Here is a 17,725-nt window from a genome sequence, read left to right as displayed (position 1 = left end):
AACTAGACGTATGCCGTGGATGCGAACTCCGGGGCGATTCGACTATTCTTCTTCCGGACGACGATTTCTGCATGGCGAGCACCATCGATCCGATCGATTCGCGATTGAAGATCGTGACTCCGGAGAATATCGCCTTCTATTATCAGGCGGCCGGTCCCTTCCGTCGTCTGACCGCGTTTCTGATCGATTTCGCCATTCGCGTGGCGGTCTACGTGCTGATTTTGATCGCGGTCGCCTGTAGCGGCTTGATGGATGCGGTTGGACCGCTGGCCGAACTGGGGACCGCGATTCGTTTTCTGTCGTTCTTCGTGCTCGACTGGTTTTACGGCGCGCTGTTTGAAACCTATTGGAATGGACAGACGCCGGGGAAACGGGCCTTGTCGATTCGGAGCGTCACGGTCGATGGTGAGCCGATCAACGCGCTACAGGCTTTTGGCCGAAATCTGTTTCGTTACGCCGACATGATGCCGCTGGCGCCGCTACCGTTTGAATGGCTGCGCGAAGGGGTTGGCTTTGCAGGACCGATCCTCCCCACCTTTTTGATCGGCTTGATCGTGCCCGCTTTTAACAAACGATTCCAACGGCTGGGCGATCTGCTCGTCTCGACGATGGTCGTGATTGAGGACCGCAGCTGGCTGATGAAAATCGCCAAGATTGAAGATGATCGAGCGCGACAGTTGGCCGACTACATTCCGCCGAATTTTGTCGCCGGGCCGAGCCTCTGCAAAGCGGTCGCCACGTATGTCGAGCGTCGCCGGTTTTTTACCACCGCCCGCCGTCGCGAGATCGCCCGTCACCTGGCCGAACCGATGTTGCGACAATTTAACCTGCCGGCCGATACCAGCTACGATTTGATGTTGTGCGCGCTCTACTATCGCACGTTCCTGTCAGACCGCTCGGCCGACGGCACTGCGTCCGAGTCGTCGGTCTACGCGGGCGGGCCTCCGAGCGCGACTTCCAGCGGCGCGCCGTCGTCCGCTCGGTCTTTGATGGTCAACCAATAGAAGGGCAGCCCGCGTGAAGGTCGCCGAACTCATCGAAAAGCGTCGCCGCAATTGGCAAGAGCTGGAAGCGCTCTGCACGTCGATGGAAATGCGCCGCAAGAAAAAGATGGGGGCTCGGGCGATCTCCCGGTTCGCCGCGCTCTACCGGGCCGCGTGCGCCGACTTGGCTTTGGCCGACTCGTATCAGTTGCCGCCCAATATCGTGGAGTACCTGCACCAACTGGTCGGTCGGGCCCACAATCAACTTTACCGCAGCCGGTCGATCGACTGGACCGGGCTGGTCTACACGCTGTTTGTCACAACGCCGCGGCATATCTTTGCCGATCGTTGCGTCCAGCTTTGCTTCTTCCTGTTTTTCGGCTTCTTCATCCTGTCTTGGGTGTTGGGCGCCAATCCGTCGTTCTATCCTGGCTTCGCCGAAGAGATGGTCGGCCGCGAACAGTTGGAAGCGATGGTCGAGATGCATCGTAACTCGGTCGGCAACACCGGCGTCTCGCCGTCGGGAGCCACCTTTTACGTGCAGCACAATACGTCGATTGGCCTGCAGTGCTTCGCCCTGGGGATCACCGTGGTTGGCGGAATCGGCACGTTGATGTACAACGCGACGGCGCTGGGGTCGATGTTCGGGCACATGTCGAGTCCGTCGGTTCCGGATGATGTCCGCGACAACTTTTTTGAGTTTGTCATGGCGCATGGACCGTTTGAACTGACGGCGATCGTCTTGGCGGCCGGCGCCGGATTGCGACTAGGGATGGCGCTGATTTCGCCGCGGCATTACAAGAGCGAACTACAGCCTGGCGAAGATCCGCAGCCGGACGAGAACATGCTGTCGAAGTCGCGGTTGCTGGCTTTCGATCGGATCGACTCGCTGAAGATCGCCGCCTGGCGCAGCTTGCCAATCATGGGGGCGTCAGCGACGATGTTTTGCCTGGCGGCGATGATTGAAGCTTGGATTTCGCCGTCGGCGCTGCCGATCGCCGTGAAAATCATCGTGATGATTTTTTGCAGTTTCCTGCTGATGATCTACTTCATCGTGCTCGGATTTCCGCGAGGAGGGGAAAGTGCAACTCGATAAGACCCAAATCGCAATTCGCGAGCGCGGCTTGCTCGAACTATTCGACCTGTCGCTATTGGTGATCAAACGGTACATGGGGCGGATCGTGATTACGACCGCCGCCATGGCGATTCCGTTTACGCTGATCAACATCGCGATCCTTTCCAATCTGCGTCCCGATCTACCGACCGAGGTCACCTCGGCCCAGTACGGGATGTTGATGGTGATCTTGATTTTCCTCGAAGCGCCGCTCGCCACTTCGCTGGTGACGTTGATGCTGGGGGACGTCATGTTTCATGACGAGCCTAGCTGGCGACGGATGCTGTCGGCGCCCTTCTCGCTGATCCCGCGGATGTTCTGGCTGGTCGCGCTGTTGCGGGGCGTCGTGCCGGGGATGGGGATGGTGTTCTTGTGCACCCTCGACGATGGCGAAGCGTGGGGCTTCCTTCTCTTTCTGTTGGTCGCCTACGCGATGGTCTTACGCGGCGTCCGGCCATTCTTGGGAGAGATCATCCTGCTAGAGCGGAACCCGTTTTACGCCAATGACGCCAACACCATGACTGTCGGCCGCCGTAGCGCCGCACTCCACAATCCAAACTTTGGAGATATGGTCATTCGGGCGATGGCCTCCACGTTTTCGGTTCCGCTGGCGTGCGCCATTTGCATCAATATCTGGGCGCTCCGCGGCTATTTGTTCGGCCAGTGGGCCTGGGATTGGGTGATGCTCGATTTGCTGCTTCCCACCTCGCTGTGGATGGTGGCGGCGTACATGGCGGTGACGCGGTTCCTCAGCTATCTCGATCTGCGGATTCGCCGCGAAGGTTGGGAAGTGGAGTTGGTGGTCCGCGCCGAAGCGAATCGCTGGAAGGGGGCGACGGTATGAGCGCGCTCCGCATTCCCAACAAGATCATGCCGATCCTCCTGCTGCTCTGCCTGGCGTCGACCGCCCGCGGACAAGATTGGTGGGAGGAGCAGCCGACCACAGGTAAGGTCGATGAGCCGGTCGCGACGACGAAGGACGAACTTACGCGGTTGCCGTCGGCCGCGTGGTACGACGCCGACAAAGATGCGCTGCAGCGGGTTGACGTGACCCCGCCCAAGTCGAACGATTTTCGTCCCGCCCCGGCGAATCCGAAGGCGGTGACGACCCGCACTTCGTGGAACTGGTGGCCCGATCTTTCGTGGCTGGGCACGCTGTTTAGCGGCGGTCTGTTTTCGTTGGGCGCCATCATGTTGTACACCGTGATTCTGGTCGTGTTGGGACTGGTCGCGTATTTGATCTATCGCTATTTAGAGAGCGAAGAGCCGATATCGTCCGGCGGTTCCAATCGCCAACGTCCAGAGGATATGGATACGACGACGCAAGTCGATCGGCTCGAGAGTCTGCCGTTTCAGGTCAAACGACCTGACTCCGATCTGCTGGCCGAAGCCCGCCGCTGCTACGACCGGGGAGATTTCAACGAGGCGATCGTCTACCTGTTTAGCTATGAACTGGTCGAGCTCGACAAACGGCATTTGATTCGACTGGCCAAGGGAAAGACCAACGGACAGTACCTCCGCGAACTCCGCAAGAACCACGCGATCGAGGATATCCTGGAAGTGACGATGCGGGCCTTCGAGGACGTCTTCTTCGGGCAACGGACGCTGTCTCGCGACGGCTTTGAGCGCTGTTGGGGCCAGTTGGAGCCGTTTCGTAAGCAATTGAGCGGAGCGGCGTCATGAAGTGGAAGTTAACCAACCTCGGGCTGACGCTGACGATCGCGTTGCTGGGCGTGTTCGCCGGTTGCGATTCGAAAGAAGTGACGGTACCGACCTCGTATGGCGTCCGCAGCGGATATCAGCAGACCTCGAGCGTCAACGGCACGCACGTCCTGGGCGAGCTATTTCGCCGCGCTGGCTATACGGTGCGCACGGTCGAACGGCTCTCGCCCCGGATCGAGCAAAGCGACGTCATCGTATGGGCGCCCAATTCGTTTTCGCCCCCGACGCAGGAGGTGCGCGACTATCTGGAAACCTGGCTGCAAGCGGCGCCCGATCGCACGCTTATCTACATCGACCGCGATTTTGATGCGGCGATTGAATATTGGAACACGATGACCGAGACCGCTTCTGCTGAGCAATTGTTGACCGCACAGCGGGAGAAGGGGATTGCGCAGCACGATTTCGACCAGATCTCGGCTGGCGCCGCGAACAAGTTCGATTGCGAGTGGTATGCGGTCGAGCGGGATTTGCCGACGCGTCGACCGCGACGACTCACCGGACGCTGGGCCGACGGAGTCGACGCCGGTAAGACCGATCTCGTCCTGCGGTCGCGGATCGGCTATTCCGAGAACTGGGACAAGGATGAGTACGGCAGCCTGTCGGAGATGATGCCTAACAGCGAAGTCGTGTTGGCGACCGCCGACGGCAAAGATCCGATCGCCATTCTTTATTGGGACGATTACGACGTTGGTATTCAGCTGATCGTCGTCAGCAACGGCTCGTTTTTGCTGAACCAGCCGCTGGTCAATCATGAGCATCGCAAGCTGGCGGCCAGCCTGATCGAAGAATGCGGATACGGACAGACCGTGACGTTTCTCGAGTCGGGCGACGATGGGGTCGAGATCATCACCGCCAGCGACGTTTCGGCGGGGCGATCGGGTTGGGAGTGGCTGACCGTTTGGCCCCTTAGTCCGCTGGGGCTGCATATCGCATTGTTGTTGATCGTCTTTTGTTTCGCGGCGTTCCCGATTTTTGGACGGCCGAAACGCTTGCCGGAAGTTCGTTCTACCGATTTTCAAAAACATATCGGCGCTTTGGGCGAATTGCTGGAAGCGACCGACGACTACGACTACGCTCAACTGCGGGTGCGCCAATATCAACAGATCGCCCGCGGCGAGACCGTCTATCGACGCGTCGGTCGCGCCCGCGTGAAACCTTAGATCTAGCCAATTATTCCCTCTGGGAGCTTTGATTCGCAACGATGAGTTCGCCAACTTCCGATACGATCGAGTTCGCTTGTTCCGCCTGCAGTAAATCGCTGCGCGTTCCTAGCTCTGCAGCCGGTAAGAAGGCGAAGTGCCCTGATTGCGGTTCGGTGCAAGTGATTCCGGATGGCGCAGCAGCGGCCGCCGGTCCAGGTCTCGCCGCTCCCGATCCGGTCGCGTCGGCATCTCCGGCATCGCCTGCGATGCCGACGCCCAATCCGCCCGCCGCGGCGCCGCCGCAGACCGGGGCGTTTCAGACGACGATTCAGGGGCATCACGCCGAAGAAGGAAGCGATACCCGGACGCGTCAGCTCTTCAAGAAAATCACGCGCGAGATTAGCAAGATCTATGTTGGTCAGGATGAGTTGGTGCTGGGAACGCTGACCGCACTCTTCTCCAGCGGGCACGTGTTGATCGAAAGTGCGCCGGGGCTCGGCAAGACTTTGTTTGTGCGAACCTTGGGTCGGGTGCTCGGTTGCCAATTTGGCCGCGTGCAGTTTACGGCCGACTTGATGCCGTCCGACATTACCGGGGCGCCGATCTTTGACATGAAGACCAACGAGTTCCGTTTTCGCCCGGGACCGATCTTCACGCAGTTGCTGTTGGCGGACGAAATCAACCGTTCGCCCGCCAAGACGCACGCGGCGCTCTTGGAAATCATGCAAGAGTTTCGCGTCACGATTGACGGGACCAGCCACAACATTGACCGGCCGTTTTTGGTGCTGGCGACGCAAAATCCGATCGAGTCGGAAGGAACCTACAATCTGCCGGAAGCGCAGCTCGACCGTTTCATGTTCAAGCTGAATTTGAACTATCCGGCGGTCGAAGAAGAAGCCGAAATCTTGAAGATGCACAGCCGCCAGGAGGACATTAATCGCCGGCTCGAAGAAGAGCTGGAGGTGGTCACCTCGCCGCAAGAGATCTTGGAGATCACGCAGTCGAACAGCGACGTGATTGTCGACGACAAACTGATCGACTACATCAACAAGATCGTCCGTTTGACCCGCGAGTGGCCGCAGTTCCACATGGGCGCTTCGCCGCGTGCCGGCATTACCTTGATGCAGGGCGCCCGTACGTTGGCCGCCTTTAGCGGTCGCAACTATGCGGTGCCGGACGACGTGGTGCAGATCGCGATTCCGACGCTCCGCCATCGCGTGATTCTGTCGGCCGAAGCGGAAGTGGAAGGACATGACGTCGACGACTTGCTGACCGAATTGATCCGGACCGTGGAGGTCCCGCGGCTGTGAATTTGATTGTTCAGTACATCGAGTCGGCGTTGAAAGCGTCGCCGGCGACGCCGATCATGATGTTCGTCGCGTTCGCTTTGCCGCTGCTGCTGTTTGCGCGATTTGGGCGGGTTTATCCCACGCGGTGGATGGCGGTATTGTTCGCTGCGCCGCTGATCGCCTCGGTGGGCGTGTTGGTCAGCCCGCTGGTGCTGCTCATCGCACTAGCGCTGGACGGTTTGATCTTGCTGGTGGGTTTTGCCGATCTCTTGACGTTGCCGCTGGCCAGACACCTGAAAGCCGAGCGCGAGACGCTGCGGATCGCTTCGCTGCAAAAAAAGCATCGGGTTACGCTACTGATCGAAAATCGCAGTCCCTACCGTATTGCGACGGCGATCCGCGACGATGTGCCGCAACTGTTTGCGGCGCTGCCGGAAGAGTTCCAGATGGATCTCAATCCTAGCAGTCGAGCGACGGTTCATTACGAGTTTGAACCGAACTCCCGCGGCTCGTTTCAGATGGAGTATGTCTACGTCCAGGTGACCAGCTTTTTCCGGCTGTGGCGGAAATTTGTCCGCATTCCGGTCGAGACCGAGATCAAAGTCTACCCCGACATGAAACAACTGTCGGAGTACGCGATCCTCGCCCGGACCAACCGCTTGAGCTTGATGGGCGTGCGACGCACTCGCAAGGTGGGTCAGGATCACGATTTTGAGCGGCTCCGCGATTACACGCTTGACGATAACTACAAGCATATCGACTGGCGCTCGACTGCCCGCCGCCGCAAGCTAACCGTCCGTGAGTTTCAAAGCAGCCAATCGCAGCGAATCATTTTTATGATTGACTGCGGCCGCATGATGACCAACGAGGCGGACGGCATCAGCCTGCTCGATCACTCGCTCAACGCGATGTTGATGATGAGCTACGTGGCGCTACGGCAAGGCGACTCGGTCGGGGCGATCTGCTTCTCCAACGAGGTGCTGTCGTACGTTCCGCCGCGTAGCGGCGCGAACCAAATGAACCATCTGCTGCACGCGTCGTACGACCGCTTCCCGCAGTTGGTCGAATCGCGGTATGACTCGGCCTTCATGTACCTGCGGGCCCACTGTCAGAAGCGCTCGCTGGTGGTGATGATTTCCAACGTCATTGACGAGGTGAACGCCCACCAGGTGGAGCAGTACCTGGGGACGATCGTCGGACGGCATTTGCCGCTCGGGATTTTGCTCCGCGATCATCGCCTGTTTGATGCGGCCGACAATGAGAAGCTGTATGGCCGCGATCTGTTTGAAGCGGCGGCTGCGGCTGAGATTCTCACCTGGCGCCACCAGGTGCTAACCGACCTGGCCCATCGCGGCGTAATGGCGATGGACGTCTTTCCGGAAGACCTGACCGCCAACCTGGTCAATCAGTACCTTGAGATCAAAGCCCGCCACTTACTTTGATGCGGCGGCTTGTTCTTTGCGCCACGCGTCGAGCTTTTCCTGGGCGTGCGGAATGATGCGACAGGCGTTCTCCGAGTAGACCTTCTTCAGTACGTCGTCCGGCAGGCCGATGCCATAGATCCGCCAAAAACCTTGCGGCGGAAATGGCTTTTCCGAATAAGGAAAGTACTCGTTGTATGTTTCCAGGAACCGCCAGTAGTAGGTCAAACGAAGTTCGGGCCACGGTCCGTCGGTCCCAAACAAGATTCGATCGGCGTACTTCAGAAAGAATTTTCGCGACGTGTAAGGCTGACGCCCCAGTTCGCTAATGCGTGACGCCGGTTCGATCACCAGGTTGGGATAGGTATGCAGCCACTTCGCGACGGTCGCCAGATCTTCCGAGTTATTGGCGAAGTGGGCGCCGATGAAAGTGGTCTCGGGATGTCTCGCGATCACCCGGTTTCGGGCCTCCAACAGCGATTGGCGCGTCGGGAACTTGTCGGGCGGAAAGTGCCAATCGGGATGGCGATGCAGTTCTTCCCAGCGTTCATTCGTCTCATCGATTGGATCGAAGAAGGCGGCTGGATCGGCGGTATGAATGATCACCGGCAGACCGAGCTCGCCACAGGCTTTCCAGATCGGGTCCCAGCGGGGATCGTCGATTTTTAGTAGCGATCCGTCGGCGTCCTTGTGCCCGAGCCCAAACTGCTTGAACAGCTTCAGCCCGCTGGCGCCTTTTTCTTTGGCGTCGGCCAGGGCCATCGCCATGCGGCGGCCAAAGTCGGGACGTTGGCAATCCCAGGTCTCCGGTTTGTCGGGGTCGCCGGCGCCTTGCCAGTCGATGTTGGCGTAAATCAGAAAGCGGTTGGGGTACTTGGTCCACAGGTACTTGGCGTGGGCGTCAAATTCGTCCCCCAGTCGTCCATCCAGGCTGACGCAGATCGCGATGTTTTGCTTGTCCATCACGGCGACAAAGTCATCCAGCTGTTCCGGCGAACTGCGGAGTCGATAGCGAAAGTGAGTGTGGGCGTCGATCACCGGAAACTTCGCTTGCTCCAGCTTCGTCTCGGCAACCTTCAGTTGCGGCTGCGGAAAAAACTGATCGAGCGCCAAGTTGCGTCCGTCGCGGCCGTCGAGCGCCGCAGGCTCAATTCCGGAATCTTGGGCGAAGGTCAAGGTAGGAACGATGAGCGGCAGCAGCAGGGCATATCGAAACAGCGGCATGACGTCCTTTCGCAAGAATCAAAGGAACCAACGGTCAATTTGTTTGGATGCACCGATGGTCCGGTTCGTTACCAGGGAACTTGCTTTGATTCTAGCGAGAAAGGTGGATGATTGGGGGGTGGCGTCGCGCGAGACCTAACTGCCTGTTGAAAAATGCCCTCGTGGCATTTTCCAACCTCGCCAGGCTCAGAGCATAGCTCTTCGCGGCTCGCAAAATAACGACTTACGTCGCTATTTTTGGATCGCATCCCTGCGATCCAGCAGCCCGTTGAGAAAATCAACGGACTGCTAACGGAATCGAATCGGCCGCAGGATCGGCCGCAGAATCGGCAAGTGATCATCTTCGCCAGGCTTATGCGGCCACGGCTCTAAGCTCGGCTCTAGGCAGATCGGGCAAAGGGCCTCGCCATCGCCGCCGGGTCCGTAGAAATAACCAGGCGGAACGCTGACCGGCGGAACGTATTCGTCGTCAGGATCGTCCGCTTCATCTTCTTCCTCATCCGGTTCATCGGGATAATAGACCGCGTCTCCCCCCGCCAGCAAGGTGACCAGGCCTGCATTGTTTTCATCCAAAAGAGACGCCTGGGCGAATTGCAAGTGATCGCTTGTGTCGGACCAGAATTGGACATGTCCATCGGCGTACAAGAATAAAGCGCCGCCTGGGTGGCTGCTTGAGAATGCGGTATCGTCTGGATCGTTGATCGGCTTGTTCGAGGTCCCGACGACGTTTGCCAAAAAGCGGGCATGTCCGAAGGCGAAGCCGGTCCAGGTTGCTCGGGTTGACTCGTCGGTCGGGTTCGAGCGGCGTTCTCCGACAAGGATCGTGTTGCTGGCGCCGCGCAAGAAGTCACGCAACTGCGTGCCGCTATTGTGCGAGAAAGGGCCTTTGAACGGGGCGCCGGAAAACTTGAGACCTGTCCCTTGGAAGCCGCCTGCGGCGATGAGCGGCGCTGCGCCAAAGTTGGCGACGTAGTTGGATCGCGGCAGCGTCAGACTCGTCTGATTGAGGAAGGAGATGGTCAGCGGCGCCGTCGACGGATCGCTCGGACAATGAAACAGGGAAACCTCTTGTTCGCGACTGACCTGGTTTATTTCCGACAACATTGGATATTCAAACGCCAGCCGATCGCTGATCCCTTTCTGTTCCAAGTGCGGCAGCAGATGGGCGCTCCAGCCCCAACCGGTCAGGCCAAACACCTCATGCTTGCCAGCGAGGGTGGCCCCGATCCAACCGGGGGGGAGTCGCTTGTTGACGTCATGGAACAGGTGCGCCGCGATACCAACTTGGCGGAGATTGTTTTGACAATGAGCGCGTCGCGCCGCTTCCCGCGATTGCTGAACGGCGGGAATCAACAGACCGATCAAAACGCTAATGATTGCAATTGCAACCAGCAATTCTACGAGCGTGAAGCCGCAGGGCCTGCCTGCTTGAGTCCTGCCTGAATTCATGACCTTGCCCTCAGATTTCGACGAAGTAAGCGCCTAAATAGCCTAATTCTTCTGATGGCCTGTTTCAACGCAATTGCAGCAAATATTCAGATGCGATAATGGCGCTCGCCGTTCCTTCAATCTTGGAAAGTACGTGCCGAATGCCGGCTGGCCGCGGCCGAGTTGACTTTCTGAGGGGGGCCAATGGAAACTAGAGATGTAAGCAGTAACTTCTGGGAGCGTCTATGTTTAAAATCCATCCTGCCGAGGCCAAGGATGCGGCCGAGATCGCCGAGTTGATTCACGCCTCGACCAATGCGTGGTATCTATCGCATGGTCGCGACAAGATCTTTCTTTGCCCGCCGGAAGCGTGCGGGCTGTTTCCGGAAGTGTACGAAGATCTCGACCCGGGGTGCTGCCTGGTGGCGCAGAGCGCAGCGAATGGCCGGATCATCGGATCCTGTTTTTATCATCCCCGCCAGACGCACATCTCGCTCGGGATCATGAACGCTTCTAGCGAGTTTGCCGGCGGCGGAATCGCCAGCGCGTTGTTGGACGACATTATCGGCATCGCCGATGAGCGCGAGTTGCCGCTGCGGCTCGTTTCGAGCGCGATGAACCTCGATTCGTTTTCGCTCTACAGTCGACGCTTTTTTCATCCGTACGCGGTCTACCAGGATATGTTCTTCCGCGTTCCGTCTGGCGGCGGCTTGCACTTGATGGACCTTCCGCTTGAGCGAGTCCGTCCGGCCACATTGGACGACGTCAAAGCGATCGATCGGCTGGAACAGGAAGTGTGGCGGACGTCGCGGGAAGGGGACTGGCGGTACATGATCGCCAACCAGCGGGGCTATTGGCACTGTTCGGTGATCGAACGGAACGGAGAGATCACCGGGGCGATGGCTTCGATCGGGCATCCAGCCAGCAACATGATCGGTCCCGGGGTCGGAACCAGTTCCATCGAAATCGCGGCGCTGATCGTCGCCGAACTGAATCAATACCCCGGCCAGACGCCGGTCGCGCTAATCCCCAGCGATAACCCCAAGCTGGTCGCCATCATGTACGCCTTGGGAGGACGCAACTGCGAGTTGCACCTGGCCCAGGCCTACGATCGCCCGCCGATTATCGAGGGGATCGTGATGCCGACCTTTATGCCGGAAACCTGCTAACAGTCCGTTGATTTTCTCGACGGACTGCGTGATCGCACGGATGCGATCCCAAAATAGCGACGTAAGTCGTTATTTTGCGAGCCGCGAAGAGCTACGCTCTGAGCCTGGCGAGGTTGAAAAATGCCACGATGGCATTTTTCAACAGGCAGCTAAGCGTTATTTCTCGAAGCAGTAGAGGTCTTTGGTCGTCCGCAGATAGAGCGAATCGCCAGCGACGGCCGGCGAAGCCTGAAAGCCGTCAGGGAGCGAACTCTCGGCGACCAGCTCAAACTCGTCGCTCGCCTTGAAGACGGTGATCTTGCCGCTTTCGTCAAAGCAGTAAAGATTGCCGCCGGCCGCCAACAGCGAGGCGCGATAGTTGCCGCCGATTCGCTTTTGCCAGATTTTTTCGCCTGACTTGGCGTCGACGCAGGTGGCGATTCCCTTGTCTTCGATCATGTACATCCGGTCGCCGAGAATGATTTGCGAGGGGCGATAAGGGGCGCCTTTCGACAATCCCCAGGCAATCGCATCATCGGGGACTTGGCCGCGAACCGAAGGATCCATCGCGAACAGCTTGCGATCGCGGTCGCCGCCGGTGATGTAAACCAGACCATGTTTGTAGAGCGGACGCGGCGCCGCGTTCATGCCGCCATGTTTGACCCGCCACAGCTCGTCGCCGGTGGCCGGATCGTAGCAAATGGTGTCCGAGGCGCTCGGCATCACCAACTGCCGCTGGCCTTCATGCTCAAACAGGCAGGCGGTGCTGTACGCTTTCTTGCGGTCGCCGTTGTCGGTGCCGTAGTCGATGTTGCGATCACGCTTCCAGACCGTTTTGCCCGAATTCTTGTCGAGGGCCACGGCGTATTGAAAATCGTAGCCGTCGTAGGCGACGTACAAATTTTTGTCGTCCAAGATGGGGGAAGAACCGGGGCCGCGCCAGTGATCGCAGCGGAGATCGCGTCGCTCCCAGATCGTTTCGCCGGTTTGACTGTCGAGACAGGCCGTTCCCAGACTGCCGTAGTGAACGTAAATGCGGCCCTCTTCAATCGCTGGCGTGCACGAAGCGTAGCTGTTCGAGACTTCTTTCTCTTGCGGATCGTCGGTGGTGAAGACGACCCGGTCGAGCAAAATCTCACCGGTGTGGCGGTCGAGCGCCAGGACCGACTGTTTGGTACCGTCTTCGGTCGAGGTGGTGACCCAGATGCGATCGCCCCAGATGACCGGTGACGACCAGCCGCGATCATGGATTGCGGTTTTCCACTTCAGGGCTTGGGGATCGCTAAAATCGACCGGTAGATTTTCGCTCTGGGCGACGCCATCGCCGTGCGGTCCTCGGAATTCCGGCCAGTTGTCCGCTGCTTTCGTGGCGGAAAAGAACAGGAAAACCAAAAGGAGGGCAGGCAGGCGGGACATAAATCGACTCCGTCGAGTGAGGGTTAAGGGGGGAAGATCCATTATGCGTCTTCCCACACCCGGGTCAACGAATTTCGCCTAACTTCCGCGGCCTACGAAAACCGGCCGTTTCGAATTAGAATGGGCGAACAACGATTGTCCTAAGGATTTTATTGCCAATGCCTTTTGACGCACTGATTTTTGATTTGGACGGAACCCTGGCCGATACGATGCCGGCGCACTATGTCGCTTGGCGATCGACCATGGAAAAGTACGGTATTACCTTCGATGAGGACCGGTTTTACGCCCTGGGCGGAAAACCGAGCGATAAGATCGTCGAATTGCTCGCCGGAGAGCAGGGGATCGCGCTCGATCCTCACACGGTCGCAATCGAGAAAGAAGAGGCGTTTCTGCTGGAAATCAGCAATGTCGCCCCGATCGAAGCGACGGTCGAGCTGGTCTACGAGTATCGCGGTCGCATTCCAATGGCGGTCGCCACCGGCGCCATGCGTTACGTCGCTGACCTGATCTTGGGGCATATCGGCTTGTCGAACCACTTTGACGCCTGCGTGACGTCGGAAGACACCGCGCGGCACAAGCCGTATCCCGACGTCTTTCTGGAAGCGGCGAAGCAGCTGAATGTCGAGCCGGAGCATTGCCGCGTCTATGAAGACGCCGATCTGGGCGTCGAAGCGGCGCGTCGCGCCGGCATGGAAGTGGTTGATGTGCGTAACTTCTTCACTCCGCGGCGAATTACCGTTTCGTGAGGTCTAACGTGGCGGCAATCTACGAACATGCGGTCTCGGTCGCGTCGGCCGACATCGACATGCAGGGGCATGTAAACAACCTGGTTTACTTGCGCTGGATGCAGGACGCGGCGGTCGCCCATTCGGTGGCCGAAAACTGGGGCAAGCGCCGCTACGAAGAGCTCGGCTGCGGATGGGTCGTGCGGGCCCATTCGATCGAATATTTGTCGCCGGCCTTTGAAGGGGAAGAAGTGGTCATCAAGACCTGGCTTTCCGAATACTTCACCGCATCGGTCTTGCGGCAGTACGAAATCTGCCGCGTCAGCGATGGGCGGACCCTGGCCAAGGCCGAAACGAAGTGGGTCTTGATCGACATGGCCAAACGGACCCCGCGGCGGATTCCCGACGAGATTCTGAACGCCTTCCAGCTCTTCCGGCAAGACGAAGCGTCGGTATAAGCGGTACGAACCGACCGAATTCCCCCTCTGGCGGCGGTTTGTTTACTTCCGAATGGCTTGGCCTGCGCCGCTCGCCTATACTAAAAACGGCTCCTTCGCCGTGCGCCGGTGTTGAAGTTTGCAGGGCGCCGGCATTCTGAGCGTCGTACACTGCACCGGAACCCTTTCTCCCTTTCGGCAAACTCCTCGACGTGAAGTTGATCCGCCGCTTCCGCACCGCCCTGCTTTTGGCCGCGACTGGTATCGCGACGCCGGCGGTGGCGGACGTCTTTGTGCTGACCTCCGGCGGTCGAATCGACGGGGAGTTGCTGAGCCCCGCGGCCGACACGCCGCAAGAGCTGCATGTGCGCACCGCCGGGGGCGATATGGTCTTGCCGGCCGATATTGTGGCCGAGGTGATCGAAAAGTCTCCGGAACTGCGGAACTACGAAGCGATCTTGCCGCAGATGCCTCCCGATGTAGACGGCAACTGGCAGATGGCCGACTGGTGCGGCAAACATGATCTGCCGGAGCAGCGCGATCATCACCTGCAGCAGATCCTGACGATGGATCCCAATCACGAGCAAGCGCGAAGAGCGCTTGGCTATATTCGTCGACGCGGCGAATGGATCATTACCGAACAGTGGTTCAAAGACCAAGGGATGATTCGCCACAAGGGAAAGTGGATGTATCCGCAAGATGTGGCGATGGAAGAACGCTCCCAAAAATACAAAGACGCTACGAAGGACTGGCGCGTCAAGTTGCGATCGTACCTGTTGCAGATGCGCCGTGGCGGCGAAAAAGCGGCAAGCGTGCAGGCCGAAATCGCCGCCATCCAAGATCCGATGGCGACCGAACCGCTGATTGAACTCTTGAAGGACGGCAAGTACCAGGGAATGCGTGAGACGTTGGTCGACGCATTGGGCAACCTAGTCAACGGGCCTTCGACGACCGCCCTGACGAACGTGGCGCTCGAGGATCCTTCGGCCTCGCTCCGCGATCGCGCAACGATCCTGCTCGAGCGTCGCCCCAACGATCGGGCAGTCGCGCACCTGATGCAGTTGCTCCACAGCAAAGACAACACGGTCGTCAATCGCGCCGCGTTGGTGCTGGCCCGTCTGAAACACCCGGCCGCCATCGACGCGTTGATCGACTCTCTGGTAACGTCGCATCAGTACAAGGTGACGAAGGGGAGCAAGCCGGGAGAAACTTCCGCCGCGTTCGGCAGCGGCAGTACCGGCGGATTCTCGTTTGGTTCTTCAAAGCCGCAGATCATTACCCGCGATCTACGCAACGAAGCGGTGCTGCGGGCGCTGATGGAAACGCTGCAAGCGGCCGAACTGAACGCCAATTTCGGCTATGACGAAGCCCAGTGGAAACACTGGAACGCCAACCGCCAGGCCCCGCCGACGGTTGATCTCCGCCGCGACGGCTAAGTAAGCGACCGCCTCGAAGAATCGCTACTCTTCTCTAGTCCGCAAACGCGGGAATGCGCTCGCAAGCAAATAACCAATGTCTAACAAAGAAAGACTTGGCGTCCTCTCCCTCTGTCATTAGACACTAGGATTTAGACATTAGTCATTCACCCTAACGCATTCCCTCGCTCGCGCTGCGGGCTAGTGTTGTGGCAACTAGCGGATCAACTGCAGCAAGATCGGCATTTGCTTGAGCGTCGTGATGATCTCTTCTTCTTCGACCTTGTCGTCTTTGTTCCTGTCGATCAGGTCGAAGTAACGTTGCCCTTTATCGGGGACTTCGTTGCGGAGGACGATGCCGTCCTGGTCGGCGTCGTAGCGATCCATCACCTTACGGGCGGCGGCCAGCGTTTTGTCGACTTTCGCTTCTTCGCTCGCATCGCCGGGCTTGTAGGGCAGCGCGACGTCAAAATAGCCGATCATCATTTCTTCCCAGGTCTGATCTCCCCATTTCACCACTTTGGACGGATCGGGGTTCGCGTTGTTCCATTTCGAGTTGTCGAAGTGGGCGACGCAGTGGATAACGCTGTCGGCGGTTAGCGGTAGCGGATCTTGCAGACGATAGGCGGTTTGCCAGTTGAAGTCATAAGCCGGAATGTCGAGCAGGACTTCGTTTTCCCCTTCCTGCTTCAGCTCATAGCGAAACGCCTTGCCGCGGAGGTGCATGTGGGGCATCATCGCCAACAGATAGGCGCCTTCGGTCGGCAGACGCAGCGAATTCGCTTCGACCCGATAGTTGCCGTCGCCGGCCGGGATTTTGAACGCGCGATTCAGGGCGCTGGTCGTTTTGACTTCGTACTTGATCTCTTTTGGATCGGCGAAGACTAGCCCCAGTTCGCTCTGATCGAACTGCTCGCTACCGATCGGCGTGTAGTGAACTTGAAAGACGAGCCGCGAACCGGCCGGAATTCGCTTCGCCATGCCTGGCGGAAACGGCTCGGCGCGCATGCCTGGAACATAGCCGACCAGAAAACCGCGGGCCCCACCATCGCGCAGATTGCGCTCGCCCGGCGCGACGGCGAATGCGAGGATGTGATGGACGACCATCCGGTTGCCGGGGCGAATTTCGGCCGCTTGCAGCCATTTGTCCTCGGTGAAGCCGGGATCGTGAATGAAGTATTGATACTTCACTTCGCCGGTCGCGGCGACCTTGAAAGGATCTTTGGTAACCTTGATCACCTGGTCGGGTTCGGTCGCCAGCGTCCAGCCGGTGTTGGAATACTCGACTGGTTTCGGCGCTTGCGCCGGATCGCCTGCCGGCGCTCCGGCGGCGACCCACTTCAGCAACAGTTCTTTTTCCTCGGCCGGGATGGGGCGGGCGTTCTTAAAGACGCCGTGCGCCGGATCGGCATGCCACGGAGGCATCCGTTTGTCTTCAACCACCTCGGCGATCATCTCGCCCCAGCCAGCGACTTCGTCGTAGTCGGTCAGGGCGAACGGGGCGATTTCCCCTTCGCGATGGCACTCAACGCACCGCTTTTGCAAGATCCGAGCGACTTGGTTGTAGTAAGTGACTTTGCTATCGGTTTGGGGTTGGCGGACGCGGCCGATATGGCAACCAATCGCATCGGTGGATGGGACGGCGACTTGTTTGCTCGCCAGCAGGTCTTCAATCGCGTCGCGCAGTTCGTGCTCTTCCGCTTTATCACGGACCACCCCAATCTGGTACTGGTCGTCGATTCGGCCGCGATAGCGAATCTTGCGGTCGGCAGTCAGGACGATCGCTTCCGGCGTACGTTCGGCTCCCGCGGCGTCGGCCAGACGATTGCCGACATCCTTGAGCAAGGGGAACGAAATATTGTGCTTGCGGGCATAGGCGGCGATCTCGGTGACCGCGTCGTGCTCGTTCGACATCACGCCGATGATCGCAACTTGCTTGTCGGCGTACTCGTCGGCCATCTGCTGCAGGCGGCCGCCATACAGTTTGGCGAGCGGGCACTCGGTTCCCAGGAACGCCAAAACGATCACCTTTTGATCGCCATAATCGCCCAGCGAGTAATCTTTGCCGCGGTAGTCCTTCAACTGCATATCGGGGATCGTCGCCCCGATCGGCGTTTTCTCGGCGACCGAATCGCGGGCCAACAGCGGGCTGGTCACCGTAAACGCCAGCAGCGCAAGCGAAAGAAGCGAAGAGCGGTTCATCGAGTCGAGTCCGGGCAGAGAAGGGGAATGAATGTACAGGTCGGTCAGCGAGGTTACCT

15 protein-coding genes and 1 pseudogene are annotated in these 17,725 nt (G+C 58.8%); 11 read left to right on the top strand and 5 right to left on the bottom strand.

The window, feature by feature from the left end:
- The first annotated feature begins 71 nt into the window (after positions 1-71).
- The 7 genes from Enr8_RS23120 (at position 72) to Enr8_RS23090 (ending at position 7,692) form a co-directional block, all read left to right on the top strand.
- Positions 72-1,004 carry an RDD family protein gene (locus tag Enr8_RS23120; RefSeq protein WP_146436302.1) on the top strand — a complete coding sequence of 311 codons (933 nt, stop codon included), beginning with the start codon at positions 72-74 and terminating at the stop codon, positions 1,002-1,004.
- A 13-nt stretch (positions 1,005-1,017) separates the two neighbouring features.
- On the top strand, positions 1,018-2,079 hold the full coding sequence (locus Enr8_RS23115) for a stage II sporulation protein M (RefSeq protein ID WP_146436299.1): 1,062 nt from the start codon (positions 1,018-1,020) through the stop codon (positions 2,077-2,079).
- On the top strand, positions 2,066-2,941 hold the full coding sequence (locus Enr8_RS23110) for a hypothetical protein (protein WP_146436297.1): 876 nt from the start codon (positions 2,066-2,068) through the stop codon (positions 2,939-2,941). The genes Enr8_RS23115 and Enr8_RS23110 overlap by 14 nt, the downstream gene beginning before the upstream one ends.
- Entirely contained in the window at positions 2,938-3,780 is an 843-nt protein-coding gene (locus tag Enr8_RS23105; RefSeq protein WP_146436295.1) for a DUF4129 domain-containing protein, read from the top strand. Before Enr8_RS23110 ends, Enr8_RS23105 begins: the two co-directional genes overlap by 4 nt.
- Positions 3,777-4,979: a DUF4350 domain-containing protein gene (locus Enr8_RS23100; protein WP_146436293.1), complete on the top strand. Its 1,203-nt coding sequence runs from the start codon at positions 3,777-3,779 to the stop codon at positions 4,977-4,979. Before Enr8_RS23105 ends, Enr8_RS23100 begins: the two co-directional genes overlap by 4 nt.
- A gap of 248 nt (positions 4,980-5,227) precedes the next feature.
- Positions 5,228-6,271, top strand: coding sequence for an AAA family ATPase (locus Enr8_RS23095; protein WP_246120233.1), 1,044 nt, complete (start codon positions 5,228-5,230; stop codon positions 6,269-6,271).
- Positions 6,268-7,692: a DUF58 domain-containing protein gene (locus Enr8_RS23090; RefSeq protein WP_246120219.1), complete on the top strand. Its 1,425-nt coding sequence runs from the start codon at positions 6,268-6,270 to the stop codon at positions 7,690-7,692. Before Enr8_RS23095 ends, Enr8_RS23090 begins: the two co-directional genes overlap by 4 nt.
- On the opposite strand, the gene Enr8_RS23085 is transcribed toward Enr8_RS23090, so the two are convergent.
- From Enr8_RS23085 to Enr8_RS26655, 3 genes and pseudogenes are all read right to left on the bottom strand, one after another.
- Positions 7,684-8,895: an amidohydrolase family protein gene (locus Enr8_RS23085; RefSeq protein WP_146436289.1), complete on the bottom strand. Its 1,212-nt coding sequence runs from the start codon at positions 8,893-8,895 to the stop codon at positions 7,684-7,686. The two genes, Enr8_RS23090 and Enr8_RS23085, sit on opposite strands and share 9 nt — an antisense overlap.
- A 288-nt stretch (positions 8,896-9,183) precedes the next feature.
- Positions 9,184-10,248: a DUF1559 domain-containing protein gene (locus tag Enr8_RS23080; protein ID WP_222434937.1), complete on the bottom strand. Its 1,065-nt coding sequence runs from the start codon at positions 10,246-10,248 to the stop codon at positions 9,184-9,186.
- A 27-nt stretch (positions 10,249-10,275) separates the two neighbouring features.
- Positions 10,276-10,344, bottom strand: a pseudogene (locus tag Enr8_RS26655) (prepilin-type N-terminal cleavage/methylation domain-containing protein); the annotation flags it as partial.
- Positions 10,345-10,568: 224 nt separating this feature from the next.
- Here Enr8_RS26655 and Enr8_RS23075 point away from each other — a divergent pair.
- The gene (locus Enr8_RS23075; RefSeq protein ID WP_146436287.1) at positions 10,569-11,492 is read left to right on the top strand and encodes a GNAT family N-acetyltransferase; all 924 of its coding nucleotides are present in this window, start codon (positions 10,569-10,571) and stop codon (positions 11,490-11,492) included.
- Positions 11,493-11,648: 156 nt separating this feature from the next.
- Here Enr8_RS23075 and Enr8_RS23070 read toward each other — a convergent pair whose 3' ends face one another.
- A complete protein-coding gene (locus Enr8_RS23070; protein ID WP_146436285.1) occupies positions 11,649-12,887 on the bottom strand; it encodes an outer membrane protein assembly factor BamB family protein in 1,239 nt (412 codons plus the stop codon).
- A gap of 158 nt (positions 12,888-13,045) precedes the next feature.
- Between Enr8_RS23070 and Enr8_RS23065 the strand changes: the two genes are divergently transcribed.
- The 3 genes from Enr8_RS23065 to Enr8_RS23055 all read left to right on the top strand — a co-directional run bounded on the left by Enr8_RS23065 (position 13,046) and on the right by Enr8_RS23055 (position 15,485).
- Entirely contained in the window at positions 13,046-13,633 is a 588-nt protein-coding gene (locus Enr8_RS23065) for an HAD family hydrolase (RefSeq protein WP_146436283.1), read from the top strand.
- A gap of 8 nt (positions 13,634-13,641) precedes the next feature.
- Positions 13,642-14,070, top strand: coding sequence for an acyl-CoA thioesterase (locus Enr8_RS23060; RefSeq protein WP_146436281.1), 429 nt, complete (start codon positions 13,642-13,644; stop codon positions 14,068-14,070).
- Positions 14,071-14,261: 191 nt separating this feature from the next.
- Positions 14,262-15,485 carry a HEAT repeat domain-containing protein gene (locus tag Enr8_RS23055; protein WP_146436278.1) on the top strand — a complete coding sequence of 408 codons (1,224 nt, stop codon included), beginning with the start codon at positions 14,262-14,264 and terminating at the stop codon, positions 15,483-15,485.
- 195 nt (positions 15,486-15,680) lie between these two features.
- Here Enr8_RS23055 and Enr8_RS23050 read toward each other — a convergent pair whose 3' ends face one another.
- A complete protein-coding gene (locus Enr8_RS23050) occupies positions 15,681-17,666 on the bottom strand; it encodes a redoxin domain-containing protein (protein WP_146436276.1) in 1,986 nt (661 codons plus the stop codon).
- Positions 17,667-17,725 lie beyond the last annotated feature (59 nt).

This window comes from Blastopirellula retiformator (genome assembly GCF_007859755.1).
GTDB lineage: Bacteria > Planctomycetota > Planctomycetia > Pirellulales > Pirellulaceae > Blastopirellula > Blastopirellula retiformator.
Note: the sequence above shows the minus strand (reverse complement) of the source record. Positions and strands in the feature narration are given on the sequence as shown.